Origin of the sequence: Calothrix sp. NIES-2098, assembly GCF_963875125.1 — a bacterium.
GTDB lineage: Bacteria > Cyanobacteriota > Cyanobacteriia > Cyanobacteriales > Nostocaceae > Aulosira.
This window is the reverse complement of the sequence record NZ_CAWNKJ010000001.1, coordinates 4,850,237-4,874,974: the sequence shown is the minus strand read 5'-3', so window position 1 is coordinate 4,874,974 and position 24,738 is coordinate 4,850,237. Positions and strand designations below refer to the sequence as shown.

Here is a 24,738-nt window from a genome sequence, read left to right as displayed (position 1 = left end):
CAGCTTTGATATTAAATAACGTTAACCAAAATTCCAAACCAAAGATGATCGAGCAAACATCAGTTTTTCAAGGTGATATAACGCAGCTACCAGTAGATGCAATTGTCAACGCTGCAAAAAATTCTCTACTTGGTGGTGGCGGTGTTGATGGTGCAATTCATCGCGCTGCTGGGCCAGAATTGTTGGCAGAATGTCGCCAGTTACATGGTTGTGCTACTGGGGAAGCTAAAATTACCAAAGGTTATAAACTCCCGGCAAAATGGGTAATTCACACTGTCGGGCCAGTTTGGCACGGTGGGAATCAAGGTGAAGATGAGATGTTAGCTCGATGTTATCGCAACAGCTTGACTTTGGCTGAACAATATCAAATTAAAACTATTGCTTTCCCAGCGATTAGCACAGGTGTGTATGGTTTTCCATTTGAACGCGCTAGCAGAATTGCGATCGCGGAAGTTAACAAGTTTTTACACAGCCATAAGTCTCTACAACAAGTAATTTTTGTTTGTTTTGGACAAACTGCCTACGAATGTTATCTCAAGGTTATACAAGAATTAGCAGAAAGCTAGATAACATTAGATTCGGCGCGTTTACTTTTCGGGATCTCAAAATGTCAAAACAGCTGGGTCAAAAAATTGCACCCATACCGATGTCAACAGATATTAGTGTGGTTGATTTGATTGATAATTACTTCACCGCTTACAACTCAGCACGGTTACGGGAAATTTGCCAACTGCTGAGTCGCGATGTGCTGACGGATGGTGTAACGGTGGGTGTTAGCCTTTCTGGCGCAATGACACCAGCCGGCTTCGGGGTTTCTGTTCTTGCACCTTTGATTCGCAACGGCTTTATTGATTGGATGATTAGCACCGGTGCAAATCTTTATCACGATATGCACTACGGTTTGGGTTTTGAATTATTTGCGGGTAATCCCTTTTTGGATGATGTGAAGCTACGCCAACAAGGAACTATCCGAATTTATGACATTATCTTCGGCTACGATGTGCTGCTGGAAACTGATGCATTTATCCGCAAGATTCTGCAAGCCGAACCTTTTCAAAAGCGCATGGGAACCGCTGAGTTTCACCATTTACTAGGAAAGTATGTTTGGGAAATCGAAAAGCAATTGGGAGTGAAAAATTCCTGTTTGTTGGCGACAGCTTATGAGTATGGCGTACCTATATATACGTCTTCACCTGGAGATAGTTCCATTGGGATGAATGTCGCGGCTTTGGCGTTTGAAGGTTCGCAGTTAATTTTAGATCCCTCAATTGATGTGAACGAGACAGCTGCGATCGCCTACAATGCACGAGAAGGTGAAGGCAAAAGTGCAGCTGTAATTATCGGTGGTGGCAGTCCAAAGAACTTTTTGCTACAAACTCAGCCGCAAATTCACGAGGTATTAGGGTTAGAAGAACGGGGACACGATTACTTTGTCCAGTTTACCGATGCGCGTCCTGATACAGGTGGTTTGTCTGGGGCGACACCTTCGGAAGCTGTGAGTTGGGGTAAAATCGACCCGGAAGAATTACCCAGTACGATTGTTTGTTATACCGATAGCACAATAGCCCTACCGTTGGTGACAGCATACGTCCTGAAGCAGTGTCAACCACGCCCATTAAAGCGGCTGTATGACAGACGAGAAGCCATTGTTGAGGCATTGCGCCAAGACTATTTGGCTGCTAAATCACAACCCTCAGATAAAATTCCTGCGGCTGTTGCAGATGATGCATCTCAGCAAGCAGCTACTTATCCTTGTGGTAGGTTGATTCCTAATACTCCTTAGGGATTTTAAAATTAATAACCCAGACCTAGTTCGTAAAGGTCTGGGTTTCTGCGATTGTTTTATGGATAGGCGAACTAAAGTCAGCAGCATTAGCTTCTACATCTGTAGAAACACTAGATTTCAAGCGGTAAAGTATTTCTCCGGCTTTCGGTACAAGTAAGATACCTTCATCCTCTCGGTTAGCCCATTCTGCTGGTCGAATAGTAGTCGGGTCGCGATAATTCAAGTTATGTGCAGCACAGCGTTCTGGAGAAATACCAGTTGCGAGAGTCACACGAATTCGTGCTTGTTCCCCTGTTATTGGGTCAAAAGTACCCATACCTTTCAAGTGAGTACTATGAGCCAGCACTCCCGCAGGATAGCCTTGGAATTTATCCCACTGTTTGAGAAAGTAATCCCGCACATGATAACCAACTTGGCCAAGGATTTCGCCGTGTGTATAGCTAAACTCGGTAATGTGAGGCGCATAGATAATTACCTCACCACCATCGGCTACTACTGGCTCTAGCTTGTACATTCCTTTAGCCGCAGTCCAAATGTCATCATACATTTCGGGCATAACGGAAAGCACTTGTTTAAAAGGCCGAGCTACATATTTAATATGTACTTTAGCCGATAATTTTGCAGCGTCTTCCCAAGCTACTTCTGGTTTATCTATGTAAAGTCCAGCTAACTGATTTGTTCCAGGTGCAACAACCATAGCTAGACACAACTTCGGTGTAGGAATTAGGCTAGCGGCGCGGTTAATTAAGCGGCGAACTGGTGTGATTCCCTGCGTACCAATAATTTCGTAACAGGTAATTAAAGCACCTAACCAATGTGATAGATTAATTACTTCCTGACCGCTAATACCAGGGAAAAAATATTTATTTCCACCAGAGAAACCGACAACTTCGTGGGGAAAAACTGGGCCGCAAATAATTATCAAATCGTATTCATTTACCAGCTTATTAACACGCACATCGACTTCTTGATGCAGCATTCCCCCGCTAATTTCTGCTATTTCATCTGCGGAAATTACGCCACAAGAAATAAAGGTATCTAGTAGATGCCAAAGGTGGTTAAAAATTTGCACATTTTTAAATATAGTCTCTCGCTCCTGTGGTGTTACTCCAACTAAGCGATTGATTTGTGCTTCACTCATGGGATTATGCGTACCCAGAGCGATTAAAAAATCAAGTGCAGCTACCCTATTACCCAACTCTTGATGGAGTAATCTAAACATTTGCGGTATAGGCGCAGTGCGGGTTCCGTCGGGAATTAATACTAGGATGCGCTGTCCATTAAACTGAGGATCTGCTAAAGCTTGATGAACTAGTTCGGACACTTTTTCATCCGAAAGCGTTCCGTTATTTACAGCAAGTGAATACATTTTTATACTCCACTGTAGATACTAAAGCCACCGTCTACAGGTACGACTACCCCATTGACGAAACTAGAACCGGAACTGCATAACCAAATCAAAGTGCTGAGTAATTCCTCCGGTTCGCCAAAACGCCCAGCGGGGGTATGGTCAATGATTTTTTGCCCGCGATCGCTTAAACTACCATCTGGATTTAACAGTAAATCTCGATTTTGCTCCCCAATAAAAAAACCTGGGGCGATCGCATTTACTCGCAACCCGGCTCCATACTTTTGAGCGAGTTCTACAGCTAGCCAACGTGTAAAGTTATCAATCGCAGCTTTCGCAGCTGAATAACCCACCACCCGACTAATCGCACGAATAGCAGACATCGAAGAAATATTCACAATACAACCACGAGGCTGATTTCTGTCTACCATCGCTTGACCAAAAACCTGGCTGGGTATTAAAGTACCCACCAGATTGAGATCGACTACTTGCGCAAAAGCCGCGTGTGGCATATCAAAAAAAGTCGCATCAGGAGTAATTGTCGCCGCCGGAATATTCCCACCAGCCGCGTTTATCAAGATATCTATCTGTCCCCAATGCTTTAATACACTATCTCTGGCTACTTCTAACTGAGAGCGATCGCCCACATCCGCCAGCACAGCCATACTTTCCCCACCATTGGCAGTAATATCAGCTACCACAGCTTTCGCCCGTACTTCATTGCGACCGAGAACAACCACTCGCGCTCCCGCCAAAGCTAAACCCCGTGCCATAGCCCCACCCAGCACACCAGAACCGCCTGTAACTACTGCTACCTGATCTTTGAGGCTAAAAAGTTTATCCAAAATAAAATCTGCTTTATTCAATAACTCTGTCATTGATAATTCCTCTGGGACTGACGCAAAAACTCTCTCAAACTCTTTCTTCGCGACCTTCGCGTCTTCGCGGTTCGTTTTTCTTAGACGCAAAGATTAATCTAATTTGTAAGCGCTCTTAGCCAGGTCATAAACCAAAGCCTGAGCCATTTCAAAACCTTCCTCTTCCTCAACTAACCCACGCACTACCAACCCAGCCAACCAATTACAAGCTACACGCCGCCAAACAGTATGACGGGCGGGAATAGAAACGAAAGCCCGTGTATCATCATTAAACCCAGCCGTATTGTAAAGACCAGCAGTTTCCATCACCCGATCGAAGTAGCGCTCCATACCATTCACACTGTCGTGAAACCACCAGGGCGGCCCCAGCAATACAGCAGGATAATGACCAGCTAACGGCGCTAATTCCCGACTGTAAGTACTTTCATCCATGCCAAACAGAATGAGGTGAAAATTCTTGTGATTACCGTAGGCTGATAACAACGGACGTAGATTTTGAGTCCACTCTAATTGCAATGGAATATCAGCACCTTTATCAGATCCAAATCGCTCAAAGATTGCTGGGTTATGGTTGCGTGTAACACCACAATGCATTTGCATGACTAAGCCATCTTCCGCACTCATCCGAGCCATTTCTACGAACATATGACCAGTGAATTGCTGTGCATCAAATGAATTGAGCTTTCCAGCTAAAGCTCTAGTAAAGATAGCCTCTGCTTCTTGGTCAGAGAGTTGTGCGGTATAAGGTGTAGCTGCGCTGTGGTCGGTAGCAGTCGCACCCATCTTTTTAAAGTAAGCTCGACGTTCTTCTAAAACCTGGATAAAAGTAGCGTAGGTGCTAATTTCTCTACCTACACTGCTTTCCAACTTGGCAAGATTTTCGCGCCAACCGGGAGTATCTAAGTTAACTACTGCATCTGGTCGGAAGGTCGGTCTAATTTGAGTCCAACCTTCTTGGTGTAAAGATTGATGGTGTTCGAGGCGATCGCTAGCTGCATCAGTGGTACAAAGTACTTCAATGTGGAAGCGTTTGAATAGCGCCCGCGGTGAGAACTCAGGCAAAGCTAACTTTTCTGCCAGGTAATCGTAGATATAGCCAGCATTGCGAGAATTTAAAGGCTCATCCACCCCAAAAACATTAGTTAGTTCTTCTCTCAACCACAACCCGGAGGGAGTACCCCGAAATAGATAAAAATGGTCTGCGAAAAGCTGCCAGATTTTACGATGGTCGGTTTCTACTGGCGAACCATCAGTAGTAGGTATGCCGAGAGATTCTAGAGATATGCCCCGACTATAAAGCATACGGAAAATGTAGTGGTCGGGGATAATTAATAATTCCGTTGGCGAACCAAAACGAGCTGCTGGATCGGCTAACAAGGCTGGATCTACGTGTCCGTGGGGGCAGACAATTGGTAGAGAGGAGATGTTATCAAAAAATTTATGGGCTATTTGTCGTTGAATTGGGTCAGGAGCAAAACAGCGATCGCGTGATAAACTCCATGTTTTAGTTAACATATTTGTGTCCGCTTAAAGTTAGTTAATGATGCTCACTCACTTGGCTGCAATTCTTGACCTGTAATCAATCTGGCTCCTCGTTTGCGAGTGACATAATTCCATGCCCACTGGAGCATTACGATTAATTTGTTGTCAAATTCGATTAAGAAGTAGATATGAATGAATAGCCAAAATAGCCAGGCAATGAAACCTGTAAGTTTGATAAAACCTAAATCTACAACTGCGGAATTATGTCCAATCATTGCCAAACTACCGCGGTCGATGTAAGAAAATTGTGGCAAGGTTTGATTGTGCAGCCGCTGTTTAATTAATGCTGCGACATATTCCCCTTCTTGCTTGGCTACAGGTGCAACTCCAGGGAGAGGTTTACCAGTTTGATGAGAAAAATTGGCTAAGTCACCAATTACAAAAATATTCGGATAGCCTTTAATACTTAAGTCAGGTTCAACAATGACTCGACCAACGCGATCGCATTCTACACCTGTGCGTTCTGCTAATACTTTCCCTATTCGGGAAGCTTGAACGCCTGCTGCCCACAATATGGTTTTTGAGGCAATCTTTTTCTCTTCATTTTCTTGTTTGATGGTAACAATATCGTTTTCAATATTTGTTACCAAAGTTTTTGTTTGTACCTCCACACCAAAACGTTGCAGAGATGCTTCGGCTGCTTGGGATAATTCTGGTACATAAGGTGGCAGGATGCGATCCATACCTTCAAGAAGTAAGATTTTCGTTTCTGATGTGTCGATGTTGCGAAAATCTTGTTTGAGGGTTTCGTAGGCTAAATCTGCGAGTGCGCCTGCTAACTCGACTCCAGTAGGGCCACCACCTACAATGACAAAAGTTAACCAAGCACGACGTTTTTCTGGGTCGGTTTCTTTTTCTGCTGCTTCAAATGCCATAAAAATTCGGCGGCGCATTTCGATAGCATCTTCTACAGTTTTCAAACCAGGCGCAAATTCTTCCCATTGGTCTTTACCAAAATAGGAATGTTTTACACCTGTGGCAATAATTAGTGTGTCATAAGGTATTGCTTCATCGCCGACGATCGCTTTTTGTGCTTGGGGATCGATATCAGTAACTTCACCCAGCATGACTTTTGTATTCTTGCTTTTACTGAGTACTGCTCGCAAAGGTGAAGAAATATCAGCAGGTGATAGCGTACCTGTAGCAACTTGGTATAACAGGGGTTGAAATAGGTGAAAGTTACGTTTATCAATGAGAGTAACGTTAACATTAGCTTTGGCAAGAGACTGTGCAGTGTACAATCCGCCAAAGCCACCACCAACAATCACAACTTTATGAGGTGAATTATTTTCAATTGAACCTATCATAAGACATATTTTTGAATTTTATAGGTGTGAAATTAGTATTAACAAAGATGTATTAAAATGCTGAAAACAAATTCTTTAACTATCGCTGAGTGCGCAAACAAAACGCGAACTATTTCTCAAATCAACTAATGCACTTCACAACTTTTTGAATCTCATTTTCCCTTCTGCCTTCTACCTCCTACCTCCTGCCTTTTAGCCGCACTACTACCCCGCTTAATTAAATAAGGAGATAAAACGCAGTTTTCTACAGTTTTTTCCTGTAATAAATCGAGTAACATTTGCATTGCAGAACGACCAATTTCTAACATTGGTTGGCGAACTGTGGTGAGTGGAGGGGTGATATAACCTCCCAGAGCAATACCATCAAATCCGACTATGCTTAAGTCTTGCGGAACCGAAATTCCTCGTTCTTGACAGGCTAAAACAGCACCTACCGCTACCATATCGTTGTAACAAAAGATGCCTGTCACCCCAGCTGCAACTAGTTTAGGTAGCATCTGTTGACCTGTAAAAACATCGCTTGTTCTGACATTATATTCATCACTAATTGCCACCCAATCAGCCTTTTGGGGTAAACCTGCTTCACTAAGAGCTTTTTGATATCCTTCTAAACGTTGCTGATTTGACCTGCTGCGATCGCTTACGCCCAGGTATCCTATAGAAGTGTGTCCCAAACTGACTAGATGTTCTACGGCTAACCTAGCGCCTAAGCAGTCGTCTACTGATACTGAGTGAAATATTTCGGGTGGATCTTCAGTTTGGCTATGAATAAATACTGTTGGCACAGCAATTTGCCCTATTTGCTTCGTATCATGTTTACTAATGCGTGAATCCGCCACTAGAATACCGTCCACTCTGCGGCGATGAAAATTATCAATAGCCGCTATTTCCAGATCGACATCTCGGTGTGAAGTACTCAACAACACACTTAAACCTGATGTTCTGGCTATCTGTTCTATTCCCTCTACTACTTCCGAAAAAAAGGGATCTGCTATTGAAGTTACTACTACCCCAATAGTATTAGTACGTTGAGTTTGTAAACTTTGCGCAATAATATTAGGAACATAACCCATCTCTCGCGCCAACTGCTTAATTTCTTCTCTTACCTTAGGGCTAATGAGAGTGCTATCTCGCAAAGCGCGTGAAACCGTGGTGTGAGAAACTCCTGCTTTTCGAGCAATATCTTCTATTGAGATTTTTCGTTTACTCATTTATTATCTTACTTTATTTATGCACACGTGTGCATTACAATATCAATTATTAGGAAAATATAGCCACTTGTCAAATGATTATTCTGGTAATGGGTGTTTCTGGTTCTGGCAAAACTACCATAGGGAAAATGCTAGCAAACTCGTTAGGCTGGACATTTAGCGACGCTGATACTTTCCACTCTCAGCAGAATGTGGAAAAAATGCGTCAAGGTATTCCCTTGAGTGAGGCTGACAGGAAGCCTTGGTTACGAGATTTGCAAACAGCTATTAAACATTGGCTGCAAGAAAATAAAAATGTAGTTTTAGCGTGTTCAGCATTAAAATATAGCTATCGTCAATTTTTGGTAGTGGATAGCGATCGTGTTAAGCTAGTCTACCTCAAAGGATCTTATCAGTTGATTCAACAACGGTTGCAAGAGCGTCAGAATCATTATATGAGCGCTCAACTCCTTACCAGCCAGTTTGAGACTCTTGAAGAACCATTAGAAACCATATATATAGATATTGCAGAGCCTCCTCAGGCAATTGTCCAGAACATTAGAACAATTTTAGGAATTTAACGGAAACAAAAAATATTAATTGCAGCTCTACGAATACAGAATATTTTGGCAACTAAATCACATTAGACGTCAATCTCAAGATAATATACAAGCGATCGCAGTTAGGCGATCGAAGGAGGGAACAAATGTTTCTCAGATTAGCGCAACAACATCGGGAATTTGTCAAAGACTTGGTAACGAACCTGCAAGCCTTGGCAATGGTACTCGATCGCCGGGGTTATCCAGCCTCTTGTTATACTTGCGGCGACAAAATGAACAGCGGTTCATTTATGGTTAGCTTGGGAGAAAATCACTTGATTCGGTTTTTAGTATCGGATTACGGTATTACGTGGACAGAAATGAAGGATGACCACGAATTAATGAAGTTAGAAGGTGCAGAAGCGATAAATCAATTACAAGAGTTAGCTAATATCGTCAAGTATCTGAGTACGGATAATCAAATTGACAAAGTTAATAATATTTGTTGTTAGCTTCGTATAGATATATTGCGCTCCTATTTGATTTGTAAGTTTAGTCGTGAAGAAACTTAATATAAGATTTTGCACAGTTGTGAAAGAATCAAAAACAACAGTTTATGCACACGTGTGCATAAAAAGTATTTAATAAATTAATTTAAAAAACCTAGCTAAAGTCAGCCAGCAATCTAACTCTAAAAGTAGTCGTATATCGCATGAATTATTAGGGAAGGATGAGTTCGTAGTTAGAACGCTTTATGCTGACGAAAACCTATAACCAGCCACAACAAATAGACATCTCAAAAGAATTTTATGGAAACCAAGTTTACTCACAAAGATTACAGTTTAGTTGGTTCGGAATCGGTGAAAGCTGTTGAGAAAGGTTTGTCATGCGTGCAGCGGTATAGAAGCCCGGTTCCACATCAGCAACTCAAGGAATTGATGAAGCGCAGCGATCTGCCAGCACTGCGAGATACTGTGTTGTGGTTCGCGTTAATTATGACATCTGGTGCGATCGCCTATCTTAGTTGGGGCACTTGGTTCGCAATCCCCGCATTTTTAGTTTATGGCTGGTTGTGTGACTTTACCCATAACTTTGCCGCTACTGGAATCATAACTTTGCCACACTAGAGTCTGAAATGTCTATCCTCACGTTAGGCGATCGCAGTTGTTTTTCAGTCTTGGAACCATAACTTTGCCTAGAGTCATAATTGGAAGTATAAACTTGCCGTGAGTTCAAATTCATCATAATTACCAAAGTTTAAATTGAAGCACTGCAATCTCTGGAAGCGATCGCAACAATAGGAAGCACAGAAGTCGCCGCCCGAATGGCTGATCAACTGCTAACGTCTCTTAATCTACTTAAAAATTTTAAGGCACAAGCCTCTAAATAGCCCATGCAGTCTTACTGTTCCCACTCCCAATCTAGTCGATGATACTGCGAAACGTCTCAAAAATATGCAACAAAGTTAGATAGCAGCAGGGTTGTGGTTACTTGATGCAACAAAAATCATAATTTGTCCACAGTGACAACCAATAGTTGACCAAGACACATTCTAAAATGCTGATTCTCCCGTAAGGGCGATCGCAGCAGAAAAACCCATCGACAAGCATTAATTGACCACAAGTTGAAATACGAGGCATTAGTTGACCAAAAGTTGTATGGTAAGCAATTGTCGCTGCCAACCTCAACGCTACCAGCGATTTTGGCCATCTCTTCCTTTAGGGGAGACTCCACTTTCAGGAAAAGGCAATCCCTGCCTTGTAGTCTTTTTTAGAACTGCTGAGATAGCATCAGGGCAAGTCCAGGAACTAAATTCAGATTATTAGCGTGATAATCGTTGTTAATTGCCATTCTTCGACCCTAAGGAAACTTTTAAATTATGGATAAACAACGCATAGATGCGTATATTAACCTGATTGAACAGCTTTTGTGGTGTACGAGTGGGGAAGAGATGGTAATCTTGCAGCAGCAACCTAAACTGCTGGATGCGGGGCTGCTGGAGGTAATGGCGCTAGAAGCGGAGCAGTTGCAGCGGCGAAGAAATGGGAAGGCCGCACAGCGTTTGTTGGAGCTTGCGGGGTTGGTAGAGTAGTTGGCAGAAGAAATAGGAATCAATAATGCTGAGGCAGAGGAGTTACTGGAAAATTCAGAGCAGTTTTTGTTAGATGTGTTAAAGCTTTTGGCAGACAGCCGTGGGAATGCCCAACAAGTTTATTCGTTTTTAGGACAATATCAAGACAAGTTAAATGAACAACTATTGCAAACTTTACCGAAAGCGGCAGGAAGGTTGCTTGTGGGAGAATCAGAGCAACAGTATGTAGCGGCTGTTCTGGGTAAGTTTGGCAACTTAATTCAACAATTTCCCTTAGGACAACGCTGGCTAAACCTGGAGTTGGCGATTGCTGCCTATCAACTCGCCCTGGAAGTGAGAAGCTGTGCCGCCTTTCCCCAACAATGGGCAACGACCCAGAATAATCTGGCAACTGCCTACTATAATCGCATCAAAGGGGAGAGGGCGGAGAACCTGGAGTTGGCGATTGTTGCCTCTCAACTCGCCCTGGAAGTGAGAACCCGTGCCGCCTTTCCTGTTGATTGGGCAGCGACCCAGAATAATCTGGCAACTGCCTACAGCGATCGCATCAAAGGGGAGAGGGCAGAGAACCTGGAGTTGGCGATTACTGCCTATCAACTCGCCCTGGAAGTGAGAACCCGTTCGGCCTTTCCCAAAGAATGCCTTGGGACTGCACGCAACCTCGGAAACCTCTACTTTGAGCAACAAACTTGGACAGAAGCCGCTAGTACCTACACTAAAGCCCTTGAAGCTGCCGAAATTCTCTACCAATCTGCCATCCTGCTTGATGGCAAAGCCGCCGAACTTGCCGTAATTAACGATTTACCTCGACACGCTGCCTATGCCCTCGCCCGTAGTGGCAAACTGCAAGCATCTGTCCTCACTCTCGAACAAGGTCGCGCCCGTGGACTTAGTGAAACCCTAGATCGAGACAGAGCCGACCTCACCCAACTTCAGCAACTTGCCCCCAACCTTTATACTGAATACGCAGAGACTACCAAGCAACTCCGCAACCTCGAAACCCAACAACGCCTGCGGATGACCTCAGATGATCGCCATAGTCTCACCCCTGAAAACTTACGCACCGAAGCTGTACAACTACGGGAAAGCTTGACGAAAATCATTCAGCAAATTCGTCAAGTTCCCGGCTACGAAGACTTCTTAGCTCAACCGAGCTTCGATGACATCCACCAAGCTCTCCGCCCTGGCATACCTCTCGTTTACCTTGCACCCACCTCTGCTGGCAGCCTTGCCCTGATTGTTACCCAAGACGGCATTGATGATCTTTGGTTGAATGATCTCACCGAAAACAGCCTACGAGAACTCCTCAATACCTGGTTCAGAGCCTATAATCAATCCTCAACCAACCGTCAGGCTTGGCTAGAAGGCATTGAGCAAGGCACTCGTCAACTTTGGCAACCCTTAATGTCACCCCTAATCAACCACCTCCAACAGCACAATTTACAGCAAGCCATCCTCATTCCGACAGGTTTCTTCAGCTTGCTCCCCCTCCACGCTGCCTGGGTCGAAGATTCTACCGCTCCCACTGGACGGCACTATGCTTTGGATACCATCAATTTTACCTATGCTCCCAATGCGCGATCGCTCTCGGTAGCTCAGGAAATTGCTCAACGGACTGTAGCAGATTCGATACTAGCAATTGATAATCCCCGCAACGATTTGCCCAACTCTACCCGTGAAGTTACTGCTGCTATTGCCACTTTCGAGCAGCGCAAAGTTTTACAACACGAACAAGCGGCGATCGCAGATGTTCTTGCTGCTCTGCCTCACTACAACGTTCTCCACCTCTCGTGCCACGGTACAGCCAATCTGCAAGAACCCCTCACCAGTGGACTGGCCATGAGCGATGGACTGCTCACCCTGCGTGACCTCCTTGACCTCAAACTTGATAGCATTCGCCTCGCCATTCTCTCTGCCTGTGAAACTGGACTGCCAGGGATTAAACTGGCTGATGAAGCCATTAGCCTACCCACAGGGTTGCTCCAAGCAGGAGTTGCTGGGGTTGCTGCTTCCCTGTGGTCAGTTTCCGACCTCAGCACCATGATGCTCCTCACCTGTTTTTATGACCTATGGCGCGTCGAAGGGCTGGAAATTGCCCAGGCGCTCCGTCAGGCACAGCAATGGGTTCGTGACACCACCAATGGTGAAAAAGTTGCTTACTTCAAAGCTTCACTACCTGAATTCGCTCAGGTAAAAATGCCTGCTGACACCGCCAGTTTCCTATACAAGTCAGTTCTGCTCTCAAACCCCAACGCTAGGGATTTCGCCCATCCTTTTCACTGGGCAGCCTTCCAGTATGTGGGTGTGTAAACAACGTTCACCATTAATCACCAAACCATAACCAATCATGTACGACTCTGCTGATATCCTAGAAGCCGCCCGTTCCATTCGTCCTTACTTGGGTGAATTGCTCCCAGCCGCGCAAGCAGAAATCATTGACCAGCGACTCGCTAATCTGCTGGCGCAAGCTAACACTAGGCAACCTATCGATAACCTGATCCTAGAACTTCTGGCTGCCCAAGATACCACCCGTGAATGGCTGTCTAGGTTTCTCCAAGATAAACAACAGCCAGAGCATATGAGAAGTTTCTCTCCTTTACCTGGTCAGGGTTCAATAGTGAACGCTGCTAAATTTGTTTGTCCCCAAGGTGACTACATATGGTATCGTCCCAGAGTTGGCATTGAACCACCTCTTTGCCCTACCCACAATCTGCCGCTATATCCGGCATAGCCAAGGTGTATCATGTCTGCAAAATTCCTCGAAAGCTTTGGCAGCAAACTCGCTGAACAATGGGTTGCTACTCTGCTTACTCCCGCTTTTGTCTTTTGGGCAGGAGGAGCCGCCGCTTGGCTACAGCGCTTTGGGTGGAAAAGAGCTAGTACTTGGTTTAGCCAACAGCCTGAACCTCTACAAATTGCTCTCCTCGTTGGAGTTTTCTGCGTAATTGCCGCTTCTGCCTTTGTGGTGCAACGCTTCGATTTGCCTGTGCTGCGCTTTCTAGAAGGCTACTGGCATCCTTGGCTGCGTCCTTTACGTCGTTGGTTGATCGCCAAGGAAGTGAAACGCAGTCAACGGATTAGCGATCGCTGGCAAACTCTCGCCCGCCTCGACCCTGCTCAACTCACTGCCGAACAGCGCGATGAATTTGTCCAACTTGACTGGCTGCAAATCCACCTACCTTTACCCAACCAACTCATGCCCACCCGCTTGGGCAATATTCTCCGTGCTGCCGAACAGCGCCCCCTGGAAAAATATGGACTTGATGCGATCGTCTGCTGGTCACGGTTGTGGCTTCTCCTCTCAGATGCAGTGAAGAAAGACCTGCAAGAAGCCCGCGCTGACCTCAACACTGCCGTTCGCGTTTGGCTGTGGAGTTTACTATTTATCATCTGGACAATTTGGGCTTGGTGGGCGGCTCCTGTGGGAATCATTTCCGCCATTTTTGCTTATTATTACTGGGCACTGGATGCTGCCAGGAACTATGGTGAACTGATCGAAGCCTCCTTTGACCTGCACCGCCACTTGCTCTATCAGTCAATACGCTGGAACTTGCCTGCTGATACCGAGGAAGAGCGCCGTGTAGGTCGGCAACTGACTGAATACTTGTGGCGGGGCTACGTCCAGAGATAGGCGATCGCACTACCACAGACTACTAACCATTATTAAAATTTATACTCTTGCTATGCCTTCAATGATGGCAAATTATCAAGTTATCCAATACATTGATGTGACTTTACCCATCACTTTGCCACACTAGAGCCTGAAATGCTTATCCTCAAGTCAGGCAATCGCAGTCTTTTATAAGCTTGGAACCCTAACTTTGCCAGGAGCTAATAATGGAAGTATAAGCTTGCCGTAGGTCAAATCCATCATAAATTACTCAGGTTCAAATTGAAGCACTGCAATCACCGGAAGCGACCGCAATAGCTCAGTTTCCAGTATTATGCAGCCCAATCCTTACAAAGGGTTTCAGTTTGGGTGAGTACTGTTAGGGTAGCTTTCTCTTGTTTATCTGGAGGATAGCCATATTTTCTTAGTAATCGTTTTACAATAGTGCGGAGTTTGGCTCTGACGGTTTCTCTTTGCGTCCAGTCAATCGAGACATTGCGGCGAACCACTATGACTAACTCACGAGCGATCGCTTTCAGGGTTTCATCACCTAGTACCTGAACTGCACTATCATTCACTTCTAAGGCATCATAGAAAGCTAGTTCATCTTCTGATAATCCTAAGTTTTCTCCACGTTGGTTAGCTTCTCGGATTTCTTTGGCAAGCTCGATGAGTTCTTGTAGAACTTGGGCAGATTCGAGCGAGCGGTTCTGGTAGCGGCGGATACTGTTTTCCAGCATTTCCGAGAAGGTGCGGGATTGTACGACATTACGATGCGATCGCGCTTTGATTTCATCATTTAGCAGTTTTCGCAGCATTTCCAGCGCTAAATTCTTTTGGGCAATACCTCGCACTTCTTCTAAGAACTCTTCGGAGAGGATAGAAAGTTCGGGTTTGTTTAGCCCAGCGGTGCTAAAGATATCAATTACTTGATCGGATGCAACCGCACGGGAGACGATTTGACGCATAGCAGAGTCGAGATCGGCTTTGCTCTTGCCTCCTTCAACGGTATATTTGGAAAGTGTCGCCTTGATGGCTTGGAAAAATCCAATTTCTTCCCGCAGAGCGAGCGCTTCCTCTTCAGTGGCACACAGAGCAAAAGCTTTGGAGAGTTCAGTAACGGCTTTAATGTAGCGTTGTACGCCGTTGTCGTCCTGAATTTCAGGACGTAAAATCCAGTCAGTTGCTTCGCGCATGACAGTAAGGCGTTCTGGGGCAATACCTGTGAAAAAGCGGGAATAGTCAAAACCGTGAAACATTGCAGCAACGATTTCGTGTTTCTCCCGCATCAGGGCGATGGCTTGTTCGATGGGAATGCCAGTTTCACTGCGATCACCTTCTGTGTATTCCTTTAAAGCATCTTTCAAGTCTTGGGCAATGCCGAGATAATCTACTACTAGACCACCAGGTTTTGCCCCAAAAACACGATTGACCCGGGCGATCGCTTGCATCAAATTATGCCCTTTCATGGGTTTGTCGATGTACATGGTGTGGAGGCAAGGCGCATCAAAGCCAGTCAGCCACATATCCCGTACAATCACAAGTTTGAGTGGATCTTTAGGATTGCGAAGGCGGTTAGCGATCGCATCCCTTCCTTTTTTAGTGCGGATGTGGGGTTGCAAATCGGCGTTATCGGAAGCACTGCCTGTAATCACAACTTTGATTTCGCCTTCGCTGTCGTTCTCAGAGTGCCACTCTGGGCGGAGTTTGATGATTTGCTTGTAGAGTTCGGCACAAATGCGGCGGCTCATGCAGACGATTATGCCTTTGCCTTGCATTGCAGCAAGCCGATTGTCGAAGTGGTTGAGGATGTCTTGAGCAATGATTGCTAGACGTTTTTCAGTGCCAACCATTGCTTCCAACTGCGCCCATTTACTTTTTAGCTTGTCTTTGGTATTCGGTTCTTCGCCTTCGGTAACTTCTTCAAAGTCGGGGTCAATTTTGGGTTTTTCGCTCTCATCAAGGTCTATTTTAGCGAGACGAGCTTCATAATAAATTTTGACGGTGGCTCTATCTTCAACGGCGCGTTGAATGTCGTAGATGTCGATATAGTCACCGAAGATTTTTTTGGTGCTGGTATCGGCTTTGTCAATCGGGGTGCCAGTAAAGCCAATGAAGGAGGCGTTAGGCAGGGCATCCCGCAGGTGTTTAGCAAAACCGTAGGCGGTGTAGGCTCCTGTTTCTTCCCCTGTTTCTTTGTTTTTGGTTTTGACGACTCGTGCTTTTAGCCCGTATTGGGAACGGTGGGCTTCATCGGCAATGAAGACGATGTTACGACGATCGCTCAAGGTTTTATACTCACCGCCTCGTTCATCTGGGGCGAATTTCTGAATGGTGGTAAAGATAACGCCACCGGATGCGACCTGAAGTTTAGCTTTTAGGTCAAGGCGGTCTGCTGCTTGGACAGGTTGCTGGCGCAGCAATTCTTGGCATTTGGAGAAGGTAGTGAGGAGTTGGTCGTCTAAGTCGTTGCGATCGGTCAAAACAACTAAGGTTGGGTTTGCCATTGCCGGATGTTGAATGATTTTTCCAGCATAGAATGTCATTGACAGGCTTTTACCCGATCCTTGGGTATGCCAGATAACGCCCACACGCTTGTCACCTTCCGGAGAGGTGGCTTCGACAGTTTTGGCAATGGCTTTGTTAACAGCGTGGTATTGGTGGTAACCTGCCATTTTTTTAGTGATAGTTTCCCCATCGACTTCAAAGACGATGAAGAAGCGGATCAGGTCGAGAAAGCGGGTTTTTTCAAACACACCACGAATCACAACTTCTAGTTCTGGCGTGCCTTTGGGGGCAAGGCCATTGCCGTCGATGGTACGCCAAGGCATGAAGCGTTCGCGATCGGCAGTAATGCTACCAATACGGGCATAGATACCATCGGAGATAACCAGGGCTTCGTTGTAGGTAAAGAGGCTGGGAATGTTGCGTTTGTAGGTTTGCAGTTGGTTAAAAGCTTTATCAATATCGGCATTTTCGTCGGTAGCATTCTTCAGTTCGATCACGGCGAGAGGTAGCCCATTGATGAATACTACGACATCAGGACGATGGTTTTTGTGGTTTTCAATGACGGTGAACTGATTAACGACAAGCCAATCATTATTTTCGGGGTTATTCCAGTCGATCAGCCAAGCTTGATCGTATACAGTGCGATCGCCTTCTTGGTAAGAAATAGGTACGCCATCAGTGAAAAGCTGATGGAAGCGATGATTATTCTCAAACAGGTTTTGGGTTTCGGAACGTAACACCTGCCGCACGACTTCATCTAAGGCAGAAGTGGGAATTTGTGGGTTAATTTCTGCTATGGCAGAACGTAGGCGACTTTCTAAAATGACTTCTTTGTAATCGCTACGTTCTGCTTGGGCTTCACCTGGGGCGATATCGCTACTGCCGAGAATGGTATAACCTAACTGCTCAAAGTAATAAAGCGCAGCGTCTTCTACTTCAGATTCGGTAAAGTTACTCATGAGGCGTGTCCGGTTTGAGAATCCCTTTCTATTAGTATTCCCTTCTATTCCAGTATGATTGGACTGAACTGGCCTTATTTATATACGGGTTAAATTATTTGTACGGTTATCCGAATTGTCTATAGACTGGCTATTGTGTATTCCAATAGGTTATAGTTAACTTGCCTGTATAAAAGTATGCAGGGAATTGGGTTCACCAAAGTACGTGCTGCCAAGAGTAGCATGGGCTTAATTATCCTATCTACAGTATAGTTTCCGCGACGGGGCTTTACAGGTTTAACAGCCTAAGTAGAGCGAAGGTAGGGCGTGCGCTGGGAGGTCTTAGCGTCATAGCATGGATGCCGTCAGTCCTGACTTTCCAGCTTTGCTATATCTATCAAGAATTTATGCTGAGATCACAGGGCAAAAGGTTCAATAGTTGGTATAAGATTCGCGGTTACATTCACTTTGATAGAAAGGTTTCTAAAAAATTTGCTTTCAGCTATGTCACAGATCCGAAGAAGATTGAGGTTCATGCTTTTCTGCCGTTTCTAAAGTACGTTAAAGTGACACCTCGATATAAATTTAAGGAACATAAGACAGTAGACAAAAAACGTCCTATTCTTTACGCAGGTCACTTAGATTCGCATATTTATGCCTGGTATGCACAGCAGCTTAGTGAACAGTATGAGAAGTTTATTCAAAAACAGATCTTTAATCAGTCTGTCCTTGCGTATAGATCTTTAGGGAAGTCTAATATAGAGTTTGCCAAGGAAGTATTTGACACAATTGAGCAAAGAAGAAACTGTAATGCTCTAGCTTTTGATTTAACAGGTTTTTTTGATCATATCGATCATGCAAAACTTAAATCTGCATGGTGTAAAGTTTTAGAAGTTTCTGAACTTCCAACAGATCACTACAAAGTTTATAAATCTATTACTAAATATGCTTATGTTAAGCGTGATGAAGTATTTAATACTTTGAAAATTACCGATTATGAAGCAATCAAAGAGAAAGGACGATTTTGTACTTCGGAAGAGTTTCGTAAGCATATTAGAGCTAGTGGCTGTATAGAGAAAAACTCTAATGACTACGGAATTCCACAAGGTTCTCCCATAAGTGCAGTATTATCTAATATATATCTTATTGAATTCGATAGAGTAATGTCTGAGTACGCCCTTGAAATTGATGGTGTGTACCGCAGATACTGTGATGATATCCTTTGGATTTGTCCACCAGAAAAAGCAAAGACAATTGAAGAGTTAGTTCATCAAGAGATTAACAGATGTGGTGAGGCTCTTTCTCCTAATTCTGACAAGACAGAACGCTTTTTATTCCAGGACACAACTGAAGGATTAATAGTATTTCGAGAAACTAATGAAGGATTAATAAAAGGTTCACCTCTTCAATATTTAGGATTCACATTTGATGGGCAACAGCGATTTTTGCGATCTCAAACTGTTTCCCGTTATTACCGAAGAATGAAGGGCGCAGTGCGTAAAGCAGGGCACGCTGCCTGTCAAGCTAAGGATAGTAAAATTCATCGCAAAGATATATATGAAAAATATACTCATTTAGGGCAGCATAGCTTTTTTAGCTATGCTGCACGTTCAAGTGAAATTATGGATTGTAAAAAAATTCATCAGCAAGTTTCTAACCACTGGGAAAAACTTCACAAAGAAATTAAACAAGTTGAAATGGAGCTTAAGAAAATCTTAGAGAGTCAAAGCGAATAATCATATAGTTACTAGATGAAGCTTAACAAGAATTTACGCTACCTCAAAAATTCCTCAGCAGATCTTATGCCTATCTCGCCTGTTAGTAATCTGGGCATTAGACTGTCGCGAATTGTTGCGATAGTTTGAGATTCACGCTCGTTGCAAACAATTTTGTCACGAATAGAACTGATTTTCTTATCAAATGCCTCAAGAACAGTTTGTGAGGGAATGAGGATAGGTGCATCAGAAAATATATCTGGACGTACTGCTGGATAAGCACTTCCATCAGCATTAAATGTCAAATAGTCTACAAATTCATCTGTCGTAACCCAAGCATAAAGATATGAGGAAGGAATTGCTTTAGGTGAAAGCACAATGAATCCGGTGGAAACTACAAGGTTCTCTGGTGGAGTGTGAATAAACAAATAGGATTTACGATTTGGTCTGACTCCAGACCAGATTGTATCACCATGTTGAACTAGTCTTTTAGCTCGGCTTGGTGCATTAGATAACTTATAAACCGTTGTTCCTTCGAGACGACCTACTGTAACTGATGAAATATCAACGTATTGGATTAGCTGATGCGGATAGCTCTTGGTAATACTACGTGAATTTACATTGACTACCTGTTCTAAAGTCCCAACTCTCCACCCTTTTGGTATCTTACCCAATGCCGAATCCTCAAACTCATCAGGAAACAGAGGCGCGGTCTCCACATCCATCCCTGCGGGTCTTTGTTCATCTAGCTTGGCGCGGACGGGATCGAAGTCGATAAACCAGGATTTGAAGAAAGCGCGGGCAATGCTCTCCAGTGTCCGGTTCATCTGTTGGTTGAGTTCGATTTTGTCGTCAAGAGTGCCAAGAATGTGGGCGATCGCTTTCTGTTCATCTAGAGAAGGCAGAATTATTGGGAACGTCCGTAAATAAGCCAAGTTCGTCTTTGGAACACCAGTAACCTCTGAATCGCGAATAATCTTTTCTCGACTAGCAGGAGAAGAAACATAGTAATAAACAAAGCGTGGATCTGCAACCTTACGGTTAACAGATAGCTTCATCTGATTTGACGAAATTAAAAACTTTTGATAACGATGTGACTTTGGAATAAAGCCCGTTTGCCCCAAAGTTCCCTTCTTTGTAAAAATAATGTCTTCTGGGCCACACAGACTACGTTCTAACCTTTTGGCAGTTTCTTCAGAGACATATACAAATTCGTCACCCTTAAAAGAAACATCTCCTAAAGAAAGATTGGAACCGCGAATAACTGGAACTCCTACAGGGACATAATCGGATGCGGGTAAGTTTGAGCCAAATGGACCATCAACTAACCCGTACTCTTTACCAGCAATGTTTCCTAACGTCGTCACTTGCCACTTAGGAGGAATGGAGTTAGTTATCATAATCCAGCACTTGTAAACTCTCTCGAATAATCTTCTCTAACCGTGCCGACTCCTTAAACTGTTCCTCCAATTTCTGGGTCAACCTTTGCATCTTCTCCTCAAATGGCTCATCATCATCTTCCACTTCCTCCGCCCCTACATATCGCCCTGGTGCCAACACATACCTATACAACTCAATATCTTGCAACTTTGCACTCTTGCAAAATCCCGGTACATCCGCATAGATGCCAGCCTCCAGTTCACCACGCCATGCATGATAAGTTCCGGTAATCCGGGCAATCTCCTCATCCGTCAACTCTCGGTGCGTACGGTCTACCAAATAGCCCAACTTTCGAGCATCAATAAACAGCGTTTCCCCTCGGCGATCTCTCAAATTAGTAAAGCCCTTTGTCCCCATAATTCCCTTTTTATTACGGGTCACAAACCATAAACACGCGGGAATTTGAGTAGTGTAAAATAACTGCCCTGGCAGCGCAATCATGCAATCCACCAAATCTGCCTCAATGATCGCCTTGCGGATCTCCCCTTCTCCCGACTGGTTAGAACTCATCGAACCATTCGCCAACACAAACCCCGCGATCCCATTCGGTGCAAGGTGATGGATAATATGCTGCACCCAGCCATAGTTGGCGTTACCCTTAGGTGGCGTGCCATATTCCCAGCGCACATCATCCGCCAGCGAGTTATGCCACCAATCACTGATGTTAAACGGCGGATTTGCCAGGATGTAGTCTGCCTTCAAATCCTTGTGCAAGTCATTGGTGAAACTGTCCGCTTGCCTGTCCCCAATATTGCCATCAATCCCCCGAATCGCCAGGTTCATCAAACATAGACGGCGTGTTGTCGGGTTAGACTCTTGCCCATAAATAGCAATATCGCCTTTGCGTCCCCCGTGCGCCTCGACAAATTTCTCCGACTGCACAAACATTCCACCTGACCCGCAGCAGGGGTCATAAATCCTTCCCCTGTAGGGTTCAATCATCTCTACCAGCAACTTCACCACCGACTGCGGCGTGTAGAATTCTCCGCCACCCTTGCCTTCCTTCTCGGCAAACTGCCCCAGAAAATACTCGTAAACCCGTCCTAGAATATCCTTTGCTCGGCTGGCGCTATCTCCTAAGCCAATCTTACTAATTAGGTCAATGAGTTCTCCCAACCGCTGCTTATCCAGATCTGGTCGCGCATACTGAATCGGCAGCACTCCTTTGAGGCGGGGGTTTTCTTTTTCGATCGCCAGCATAGCCTCATCAATGAGCTTGCCGATCGTCGTTTGCTTTGCGTTTGCCTGAATGTGCGACCACCGCGCCTCCTTCGGCACCCAAAAGACATTCATGCCCAGATACTCGTCCCGATCTTCCGGGTCGGTGTACTCTGTCTCTTGCAGTTGCGCTAAGTCATCGTAAAGTTCTTGGAATGCATCCGAGATGTACTTGAGGAAAATCAGCCCCAAAGCAACGTGCTTATATTCCGCAGCATCCATATGACCGCGCATTTTATCTGCTGCTGCCCATAGGGTTTGCTCAAATCCCAGATTTGCCCCATTGCCATTTTTTGCTTTTGTCTCGTCTTTCTTGCTTCGTGCCACGCTGACCTAATCCTCAAGCCAACTCTGGTTGCATTCAGGTAATCGCCCGATGCAACTCTTGCTGAATATTCAGCCACCATTATCTACGATAAATCATCCAGTTACTTGCATTTCCCAAAATACAAATTTGCACAAGCTAATTCTGCTCAATCCTCACCCTTGAAATGGATAGGGGAATGAAGTGCGATCGCAACTTATCCGTTTGTGAACAAATAGCGATCGCACTTTCAGCAGACTTGATAATTCCGGAACAGGGCTACTAATACATCTTTTCGATTAACTGCAAAAATTCCCTAACCACTTCGTCTGGTTTTTCCTCACACCTTTTAGCATCAAATCGCTGAATTATGCGGATTCGATGATGCTGGAAAAGGCGTTCCCGCTGTTGTTCGTCTACTCGTCTCAATGGTGTATGGTAAGGCCCATCGACTTCGAGTATGCCCCAGTTGCCTTGATGGCAAACTAAAAAGTCAGGTTCTAGATTTTGCCTACCTGTGGCAGTATTCAGCCGAACCAGACAAAGGGGTAAGAAGAGAACACTAGCGCGATCGAGCGCTTTTGCTATTTCTATTTCATTTTTGGAACGGAATCTCAGCCCTTGCCAATTGTAAATTCGCCTGTTGAGATTGAAGGGAATACCTTGGTTATTAACAACCCCATCAGGCAATTTAGCGCCTTCCAGGATTGCACCCGTTAAGATAGCGCCTTTAAGGGTTGCACCAGACAACTCTGCTTCTCTCAAATCTGCGCCCGTTAAATTGGCATTACTCAAGTTGGCATTTTCACAATTTGCTTTTCTCAAATCTGCGCCCGTTAAATTGGCATTACTCAAATTGGCATTTGCCAAAGCTGCTTCTATTAAATTTGCACCTTGAAATAGCGCTCGTTGTAAATCTGTGGATATTAAACACGCCTGAGTGAGTACTGTTCCTTTAAAAGATGCTTCTGTCAGCTTACATAGATGCAAGTTTGCTCCCTGTAAATTTGCACCATCCAAACAGACTTTACTCATATTTCCGCAAGCCCATTCTACTCCACTCAGGTCTTGTCCTGAAAGGTTCACTCCCGGTAAGCATATCTTCCAAAATTCTCTTTCATCTACATCTAGAAGTTTTGCTACCAATTTATGAGGAGGAATATTCATAAAATCAATTACAGTCAACTATATCAAACAAGCCTAAATAAGAAGACTGGTAAAAAATATGATCGATTGTCATTGATTTTTGGGGAAAATCTGGTAGGTGTACGTCCTCAGAAGTCACTATAGTTAGGGGGACACAGCAAGGTTTGTAGAAACTCTGGTAGCTCGTCAAAACTTTCTAGAATTAGGTCAGCCAGTGATAAATACAATTTATGATACGGCTGAGGTTCTTGGTGAGTACGACCTTGGCTAAACCAACTATTACAAGTGCGAATATCAACCCTGCAAATTTGGGCGATTAACTCACGGCTGACATCCCACTTCGCCCTAAATTCTTGATGATTGATTTGCGGTTCAAGATAAATAAATGCTCTCAGCCTTAGCAACTGTTGGGGATTTAATGGTCGAGGTGATTGAGGATTACTCATGAAGTCTCCTCTAATCGGCTTTCAATTTCCTCTTCCCAGGCAAAAGTTGACTTCATCCAAGCCGCGCTAGGAGAATTACTCTCCAGATAAAGAATATAGCGATACATCCATCTACAGCGATGAGGCGCATAACAGAGGTAGTACCCAATTAAAGTTCCCCATTCCGCTGCACCATCAATAGGAGTTAGGCGAACTTTTGTCCCTACAGAGTAACAGGGCGCAGGAATGTCTGATAGCTGGGGAAGCTCAACAGATTGAGGATATTCCAAGGTAATGGGTGTAGTGAAAGCATCGATCGCATATCCTTCACGAACGACATGAAGATAATGGCTAACAAGTTCCGGGTCAATTGCTTGTGGCAATTTTTCAATCAGTAAAGCCGCGATTAGACTCGACTCCGATGGTAGCAAGATAGAGTTTGTTTGTTGTAACGCCTCTAGGAAATTAGCGATCGCATAATCTTTAAGTGCTTGAGAATACCCAGACTGGTAAGCCAACTCAGTCCTAGTTGCTGTAGGTTCTGGTGTTGTAGTCATATTGAATTATCAGGAATCTAGGTTAGCACCCATTTAGCAGGGTGAAGATTTTCTGGTAGTAATTTCAGTAAATATTCTGAGCTTATTCATCAATGATTTATCACCCAGCATTAAGTATCGCTGCACATTATTTTAATGTTTAACAATGTTTTTAGTTTAACATGAAAACATTGCCGCACATTGCCACACATTATT

General features: G+C 44.4%; 22 protein-coding genes. 10 read left to right on the top strand and 12 right to left on the bottom strand.

Annotation, left to right across the window (positions count from 1 at the left end; all coding sequences use genetic code 11):
• Window positions 1-44 precede the first annotated feature (44 nt).
• Together AACU33_RS20400 and AACU33_RS20395 are read left to right on the top strand one after the other, a co-directional pair.
• Complete coding sequence (locus tag AACU33_RS20400; RefSeq protein WP_096595322.1) at window positions 45-566, top strand: O-acetyl-ADP-ribose deacetylase; 522 nt, start codon at window positions 45-47, stop codon at window positions 564-566.
• A gap of 41 nt (window positions 567-607) precedes the next feature.
• Complete coding sequence (locus tag AACU33_RS20395; RefSeq protein ID WP_096595321.1) at window positions 608-1,783, top strand: homospermidine biosynthesis protein; 1,176 nt, start codon at window positions 608-610, stop codon at window positions 1,781-1,783.
• A gap of 25 nt (window positions 1,784-1,808) precedes the next feature.
• On the opposite strand, the gene AACU33_RS20390 is transcribed toward AACU33_RS20395, so the two are convergent.
• The 5 genes from AACU33_RS20390 to AACU33_RS20370 form a co-directional block, all read right to left on the bottom strand.
• Window positions 1,809-3,155 carry a lactate racemase domain-containing protein gene (locus AACU33_RS20390; protein WP_096590387.1) on the bottom strand — a complete coding sequence of 449 codons (1,347 nt, stop codon included), beginning with the start codon at window positions 3,153-3,155 and terminating at the stop codon, window positions 1,809-1,811.
• A gap of 2 nt (window positions 3,156-3,157) precedes the next feature.
• A complete protein-coding gene (locus AACU33_RS20385) occupies window positions 3,158-4,012 on the bottom strand; it encodes an SDR family oxidoreductase (RefSeq protein WP_096590386.1) in 855 nt (284 codons plus the stop codon).
• A 93-nt stretch (window positions 4,013-4,105) separates the two neighbouring features.
• Entirely contained in the window at window positions 4,106-5,527 is a 1,422-nt protein-coding gene (gene uxaC, locus AACU33_RS20380) for a glucuronate isomerase (protein ID WP_096590385.1), read from the bottom strand.
• Window positions 5,528-5,559: 32 nt separating this feature from the next.
• A complete protein-coding gene (locus AACU33_RS20375; protein ID WP_096590384.1) occupies window positions 5,560-6,861 on the bottom strand; it encodes an NAD(P)/FAD-dependent oxidoreductase in 1,302 nt (433 codons plus the stop codon).
• A gap of 152 nt (window positions 6,862-7,013) precedes the next feature.
• A complete protein-coding gene (locus tag AACU33_RS20370) occupies window positions 7,014-8,072 on the bottom strand; it encodes a LacI family DNA-binding transcriptional regulator (RefSeq protein ID WP_096590383.1) in 1,059 nt (352 codons plus the stop codon).
• A 74-nt stretch (window positions 8,073-8,146) separates the two neighbouring features.
• Between AACU33_RS20370 and AACU33_RS20365 the strand changes: the two genes are divergently transcribed.
• From AACU33_RS20365 to AACU33_RS20355, 3 genes are all read left to right on the top strand, one after another.
• A complete protein-coding gene (locus AACU33_RS20365; RefSeq protein WP_339376168.1) occupies window positions 8,147-8,632 on the top strand; it encodes a gluconokinase in 486 nt (161 codons plus the stop codon).
• Between the two features lie 125 nt (window positions 8,633-8,757).
• Window positions 8,758-9,102 carry a DUF1815 family protein gene (locus AACU33_RS20360; protein ID WP_096590382.1) on the top strand — a complete coding sequence of 115 codons (345 nt, stop codon included), beginning with the start codon at window positions 8,758-8,760 and terminating at the stop codon, window positions 9,100-9,102.
• 297 nt (window positions 9,103-9,399) lie between these two features.
• A complete protein-coding gene (locus tag AACU33_RS20355; protein WP_096590381.1) occupies window positions 9,400-9,717 on the top strand; it encodes a hypothetical protein in 318 nt (105 codons plus the stop codon).
• Between the two features lie 379 nt (window positions 9,718-10,096).
• Here the strand turns inward: AACU33_RS20355 and AACU33_RS20350 are convergent, their stop codons facing one another.
• Window positions 10,097-10,300, bottom strand: a complete 204-nt coding sequence (locus tag AACU33_RS20350; protein WP_339376167.1) for a hypothetical protein — start codon at window positions 10,298-10,300, stop codon at window positions 10,097-10,099.
• 169 nt (window positions 10,301-10,469) lie between these two features.
• Between AACU33_RS20350 and AACU33_RS20345 the strand changes: the two genes are divergently transcribed.
• Genes AACU33_RS20345 through AACU33_RS20330 form a run of 4 tightly spaced genes read left to right on the top strand, consistent with a single transcriptional unit; the run spans window position 10,470 to window position 14,313 of the window.
• A complete protein-coding gene (locus AACU33_RS20345) occupies window positions 10,470-10,682 on the top strand; it encodes a hypothetical protein (RefSeq protein ID WP_096590380.1) in 213 nt (70 codons plus the stop codon).
• On the top strand, window positions 10,683-12,992 hold the full coding sequence (locus AACU33_RS20340; RefSeq protein WP_096590379.1) for a CHAT domain-containing protein: 2,310 nt from the start codon (window positions 10,683-10,685) through the stop codon (window positions 12,990-12,992).
• A gap of 37 nt (window positions 12,993-13,029) precedes the next feature.
• Window positions 13,030-13,413, top strand: coding sequence for a hypothetical protein (locus AACU33_RS20335; protein WP_096590378.1), 384 nt, complete (start codon window positions 13,030-13,032; stop codon window positions 13,411-13,413).
• Window positions 13,414-13,425: 12 nt separating this feature from the next.
• Window positions 13,426-14,313: a hypothetical protein gene (locus AACU33_RS20330; protein ID WP_096590377.1), complete on the top strand. Its 888-nt coding sequence runs from the start codon at window positions 13,426-13,428 to the stop codon at window positions 14,311-14,313.
• Window positions 14,314-14,624: 311 nt separating this feature from the next.
• On the opposite strand, the gene AACU33_RS20325 is transcribed toward AACU33_RS20330, so the two are convergent.
• Entirely contained in the window at window positions 14,625-17,759 is a 3,135-nt protein-coding gene (locus tag AACU33_RS20325; RefSeq protein ID WP_096590376.1) for a type I restriction endonuclease subunit R, read from the bottom strand.
• A gap of 386 nt (window positions 17,760-18,145) precedes the next feature.
• Here AACU33_RS20325 and drt2 point away from each other — a divergent pair, with 386 nt between their 5' ends.
• Window positions 18,146-19,474 carry an antiviral reverse transcriptase Drt2 gene (gene drt2 / locus AACU33_RS20320; RefSeq protein WP_339376166.1) on the top strand — a complete coding sequence of 443 codons (1,329 nt, stop codon included), beginning with the start codon at window positions 18,146-18,148 and terminating at the stop codon, window positions 19,472-19,474.
• A gap of 38 nt (window positions 19,475-19,512) precedes the next feature.
• On the opposite strand, the gene AACU33_RS20315 is transcribed toward drt2, so the two are convergent.
• The 5 genes from AACU33_RS20315 to AACU33_RS20295 all read right to left on the bottom strand — a co-directional run bounded on the left by AACU33_RS20315 (window position 19,513) and on the right by AACU33_RS20295 (window position 24,543).
• Window positions 19,513-20,853, bottom strand: coding sequence for a restriction endonuclease subunit S (locus AACU33_RS20315; protein WP_096590374.1), 1,341 nt, complete (start codon window positions 20,851-20,853; stop codon window positions 19,513-19,515).
• Window positions 20,843-22,438, bottom strand: a complete 1,596-nt coding sequence (locus AACU33_RS20310) for a class I SAM-dependent DNA methyltransferase (protein WP_096590373.1) — start codon at window positions 22,436-22,438, stop codon at window positions 20,843-20,845. Before AACU33_RS20310 ends, AACU33_RS20315 begins: the two co-directional genes overlap by 11 nt.
• 259 nt (window positions 22,439-22,697) lie before the next feature.
• Window positions 22,698-23,582: a pentapeptide repeat-containing protein gene (locus AACU33_RS20305; RefSeq protein ID WP_096590372.1), complete on the bottom strand. Its 885-nt coding sequence runs from the start codon at window positions 23,580-23,582 to the stop codon at window positions 22,698-22,700.
• 107 nt (window positions 23,583-23,689) lie between these two features.
• Window positions 23,690-24,007 (bottom strand): hypothetical protein, encoded by a 318-nt coding sequence (locus tag AACU33_RS20300; protein ID WP_096590371.1) that lies wholly within the window; start codon window positions 24,005-24,007, stop codon window positions 23,690-23,692.
• On the bottom strand, window positions 24,004-24,543 hold the full coding sequence (locus tag AACU33_RS20295; RefSeq protein WP_096590370.1) for a hypothetical protein: 540 nt from the start codon (window positions 24,541-24,543) through the stop codon (window positions 24,004-24,006). Before AACU33_RS20295 ends, AACU33_RS20300 begins: the two co-directional genes overlap by 4 nt.
• Between the last annotated feature and the right edge of the window lie 195 nt (window positions 24,544-24,738).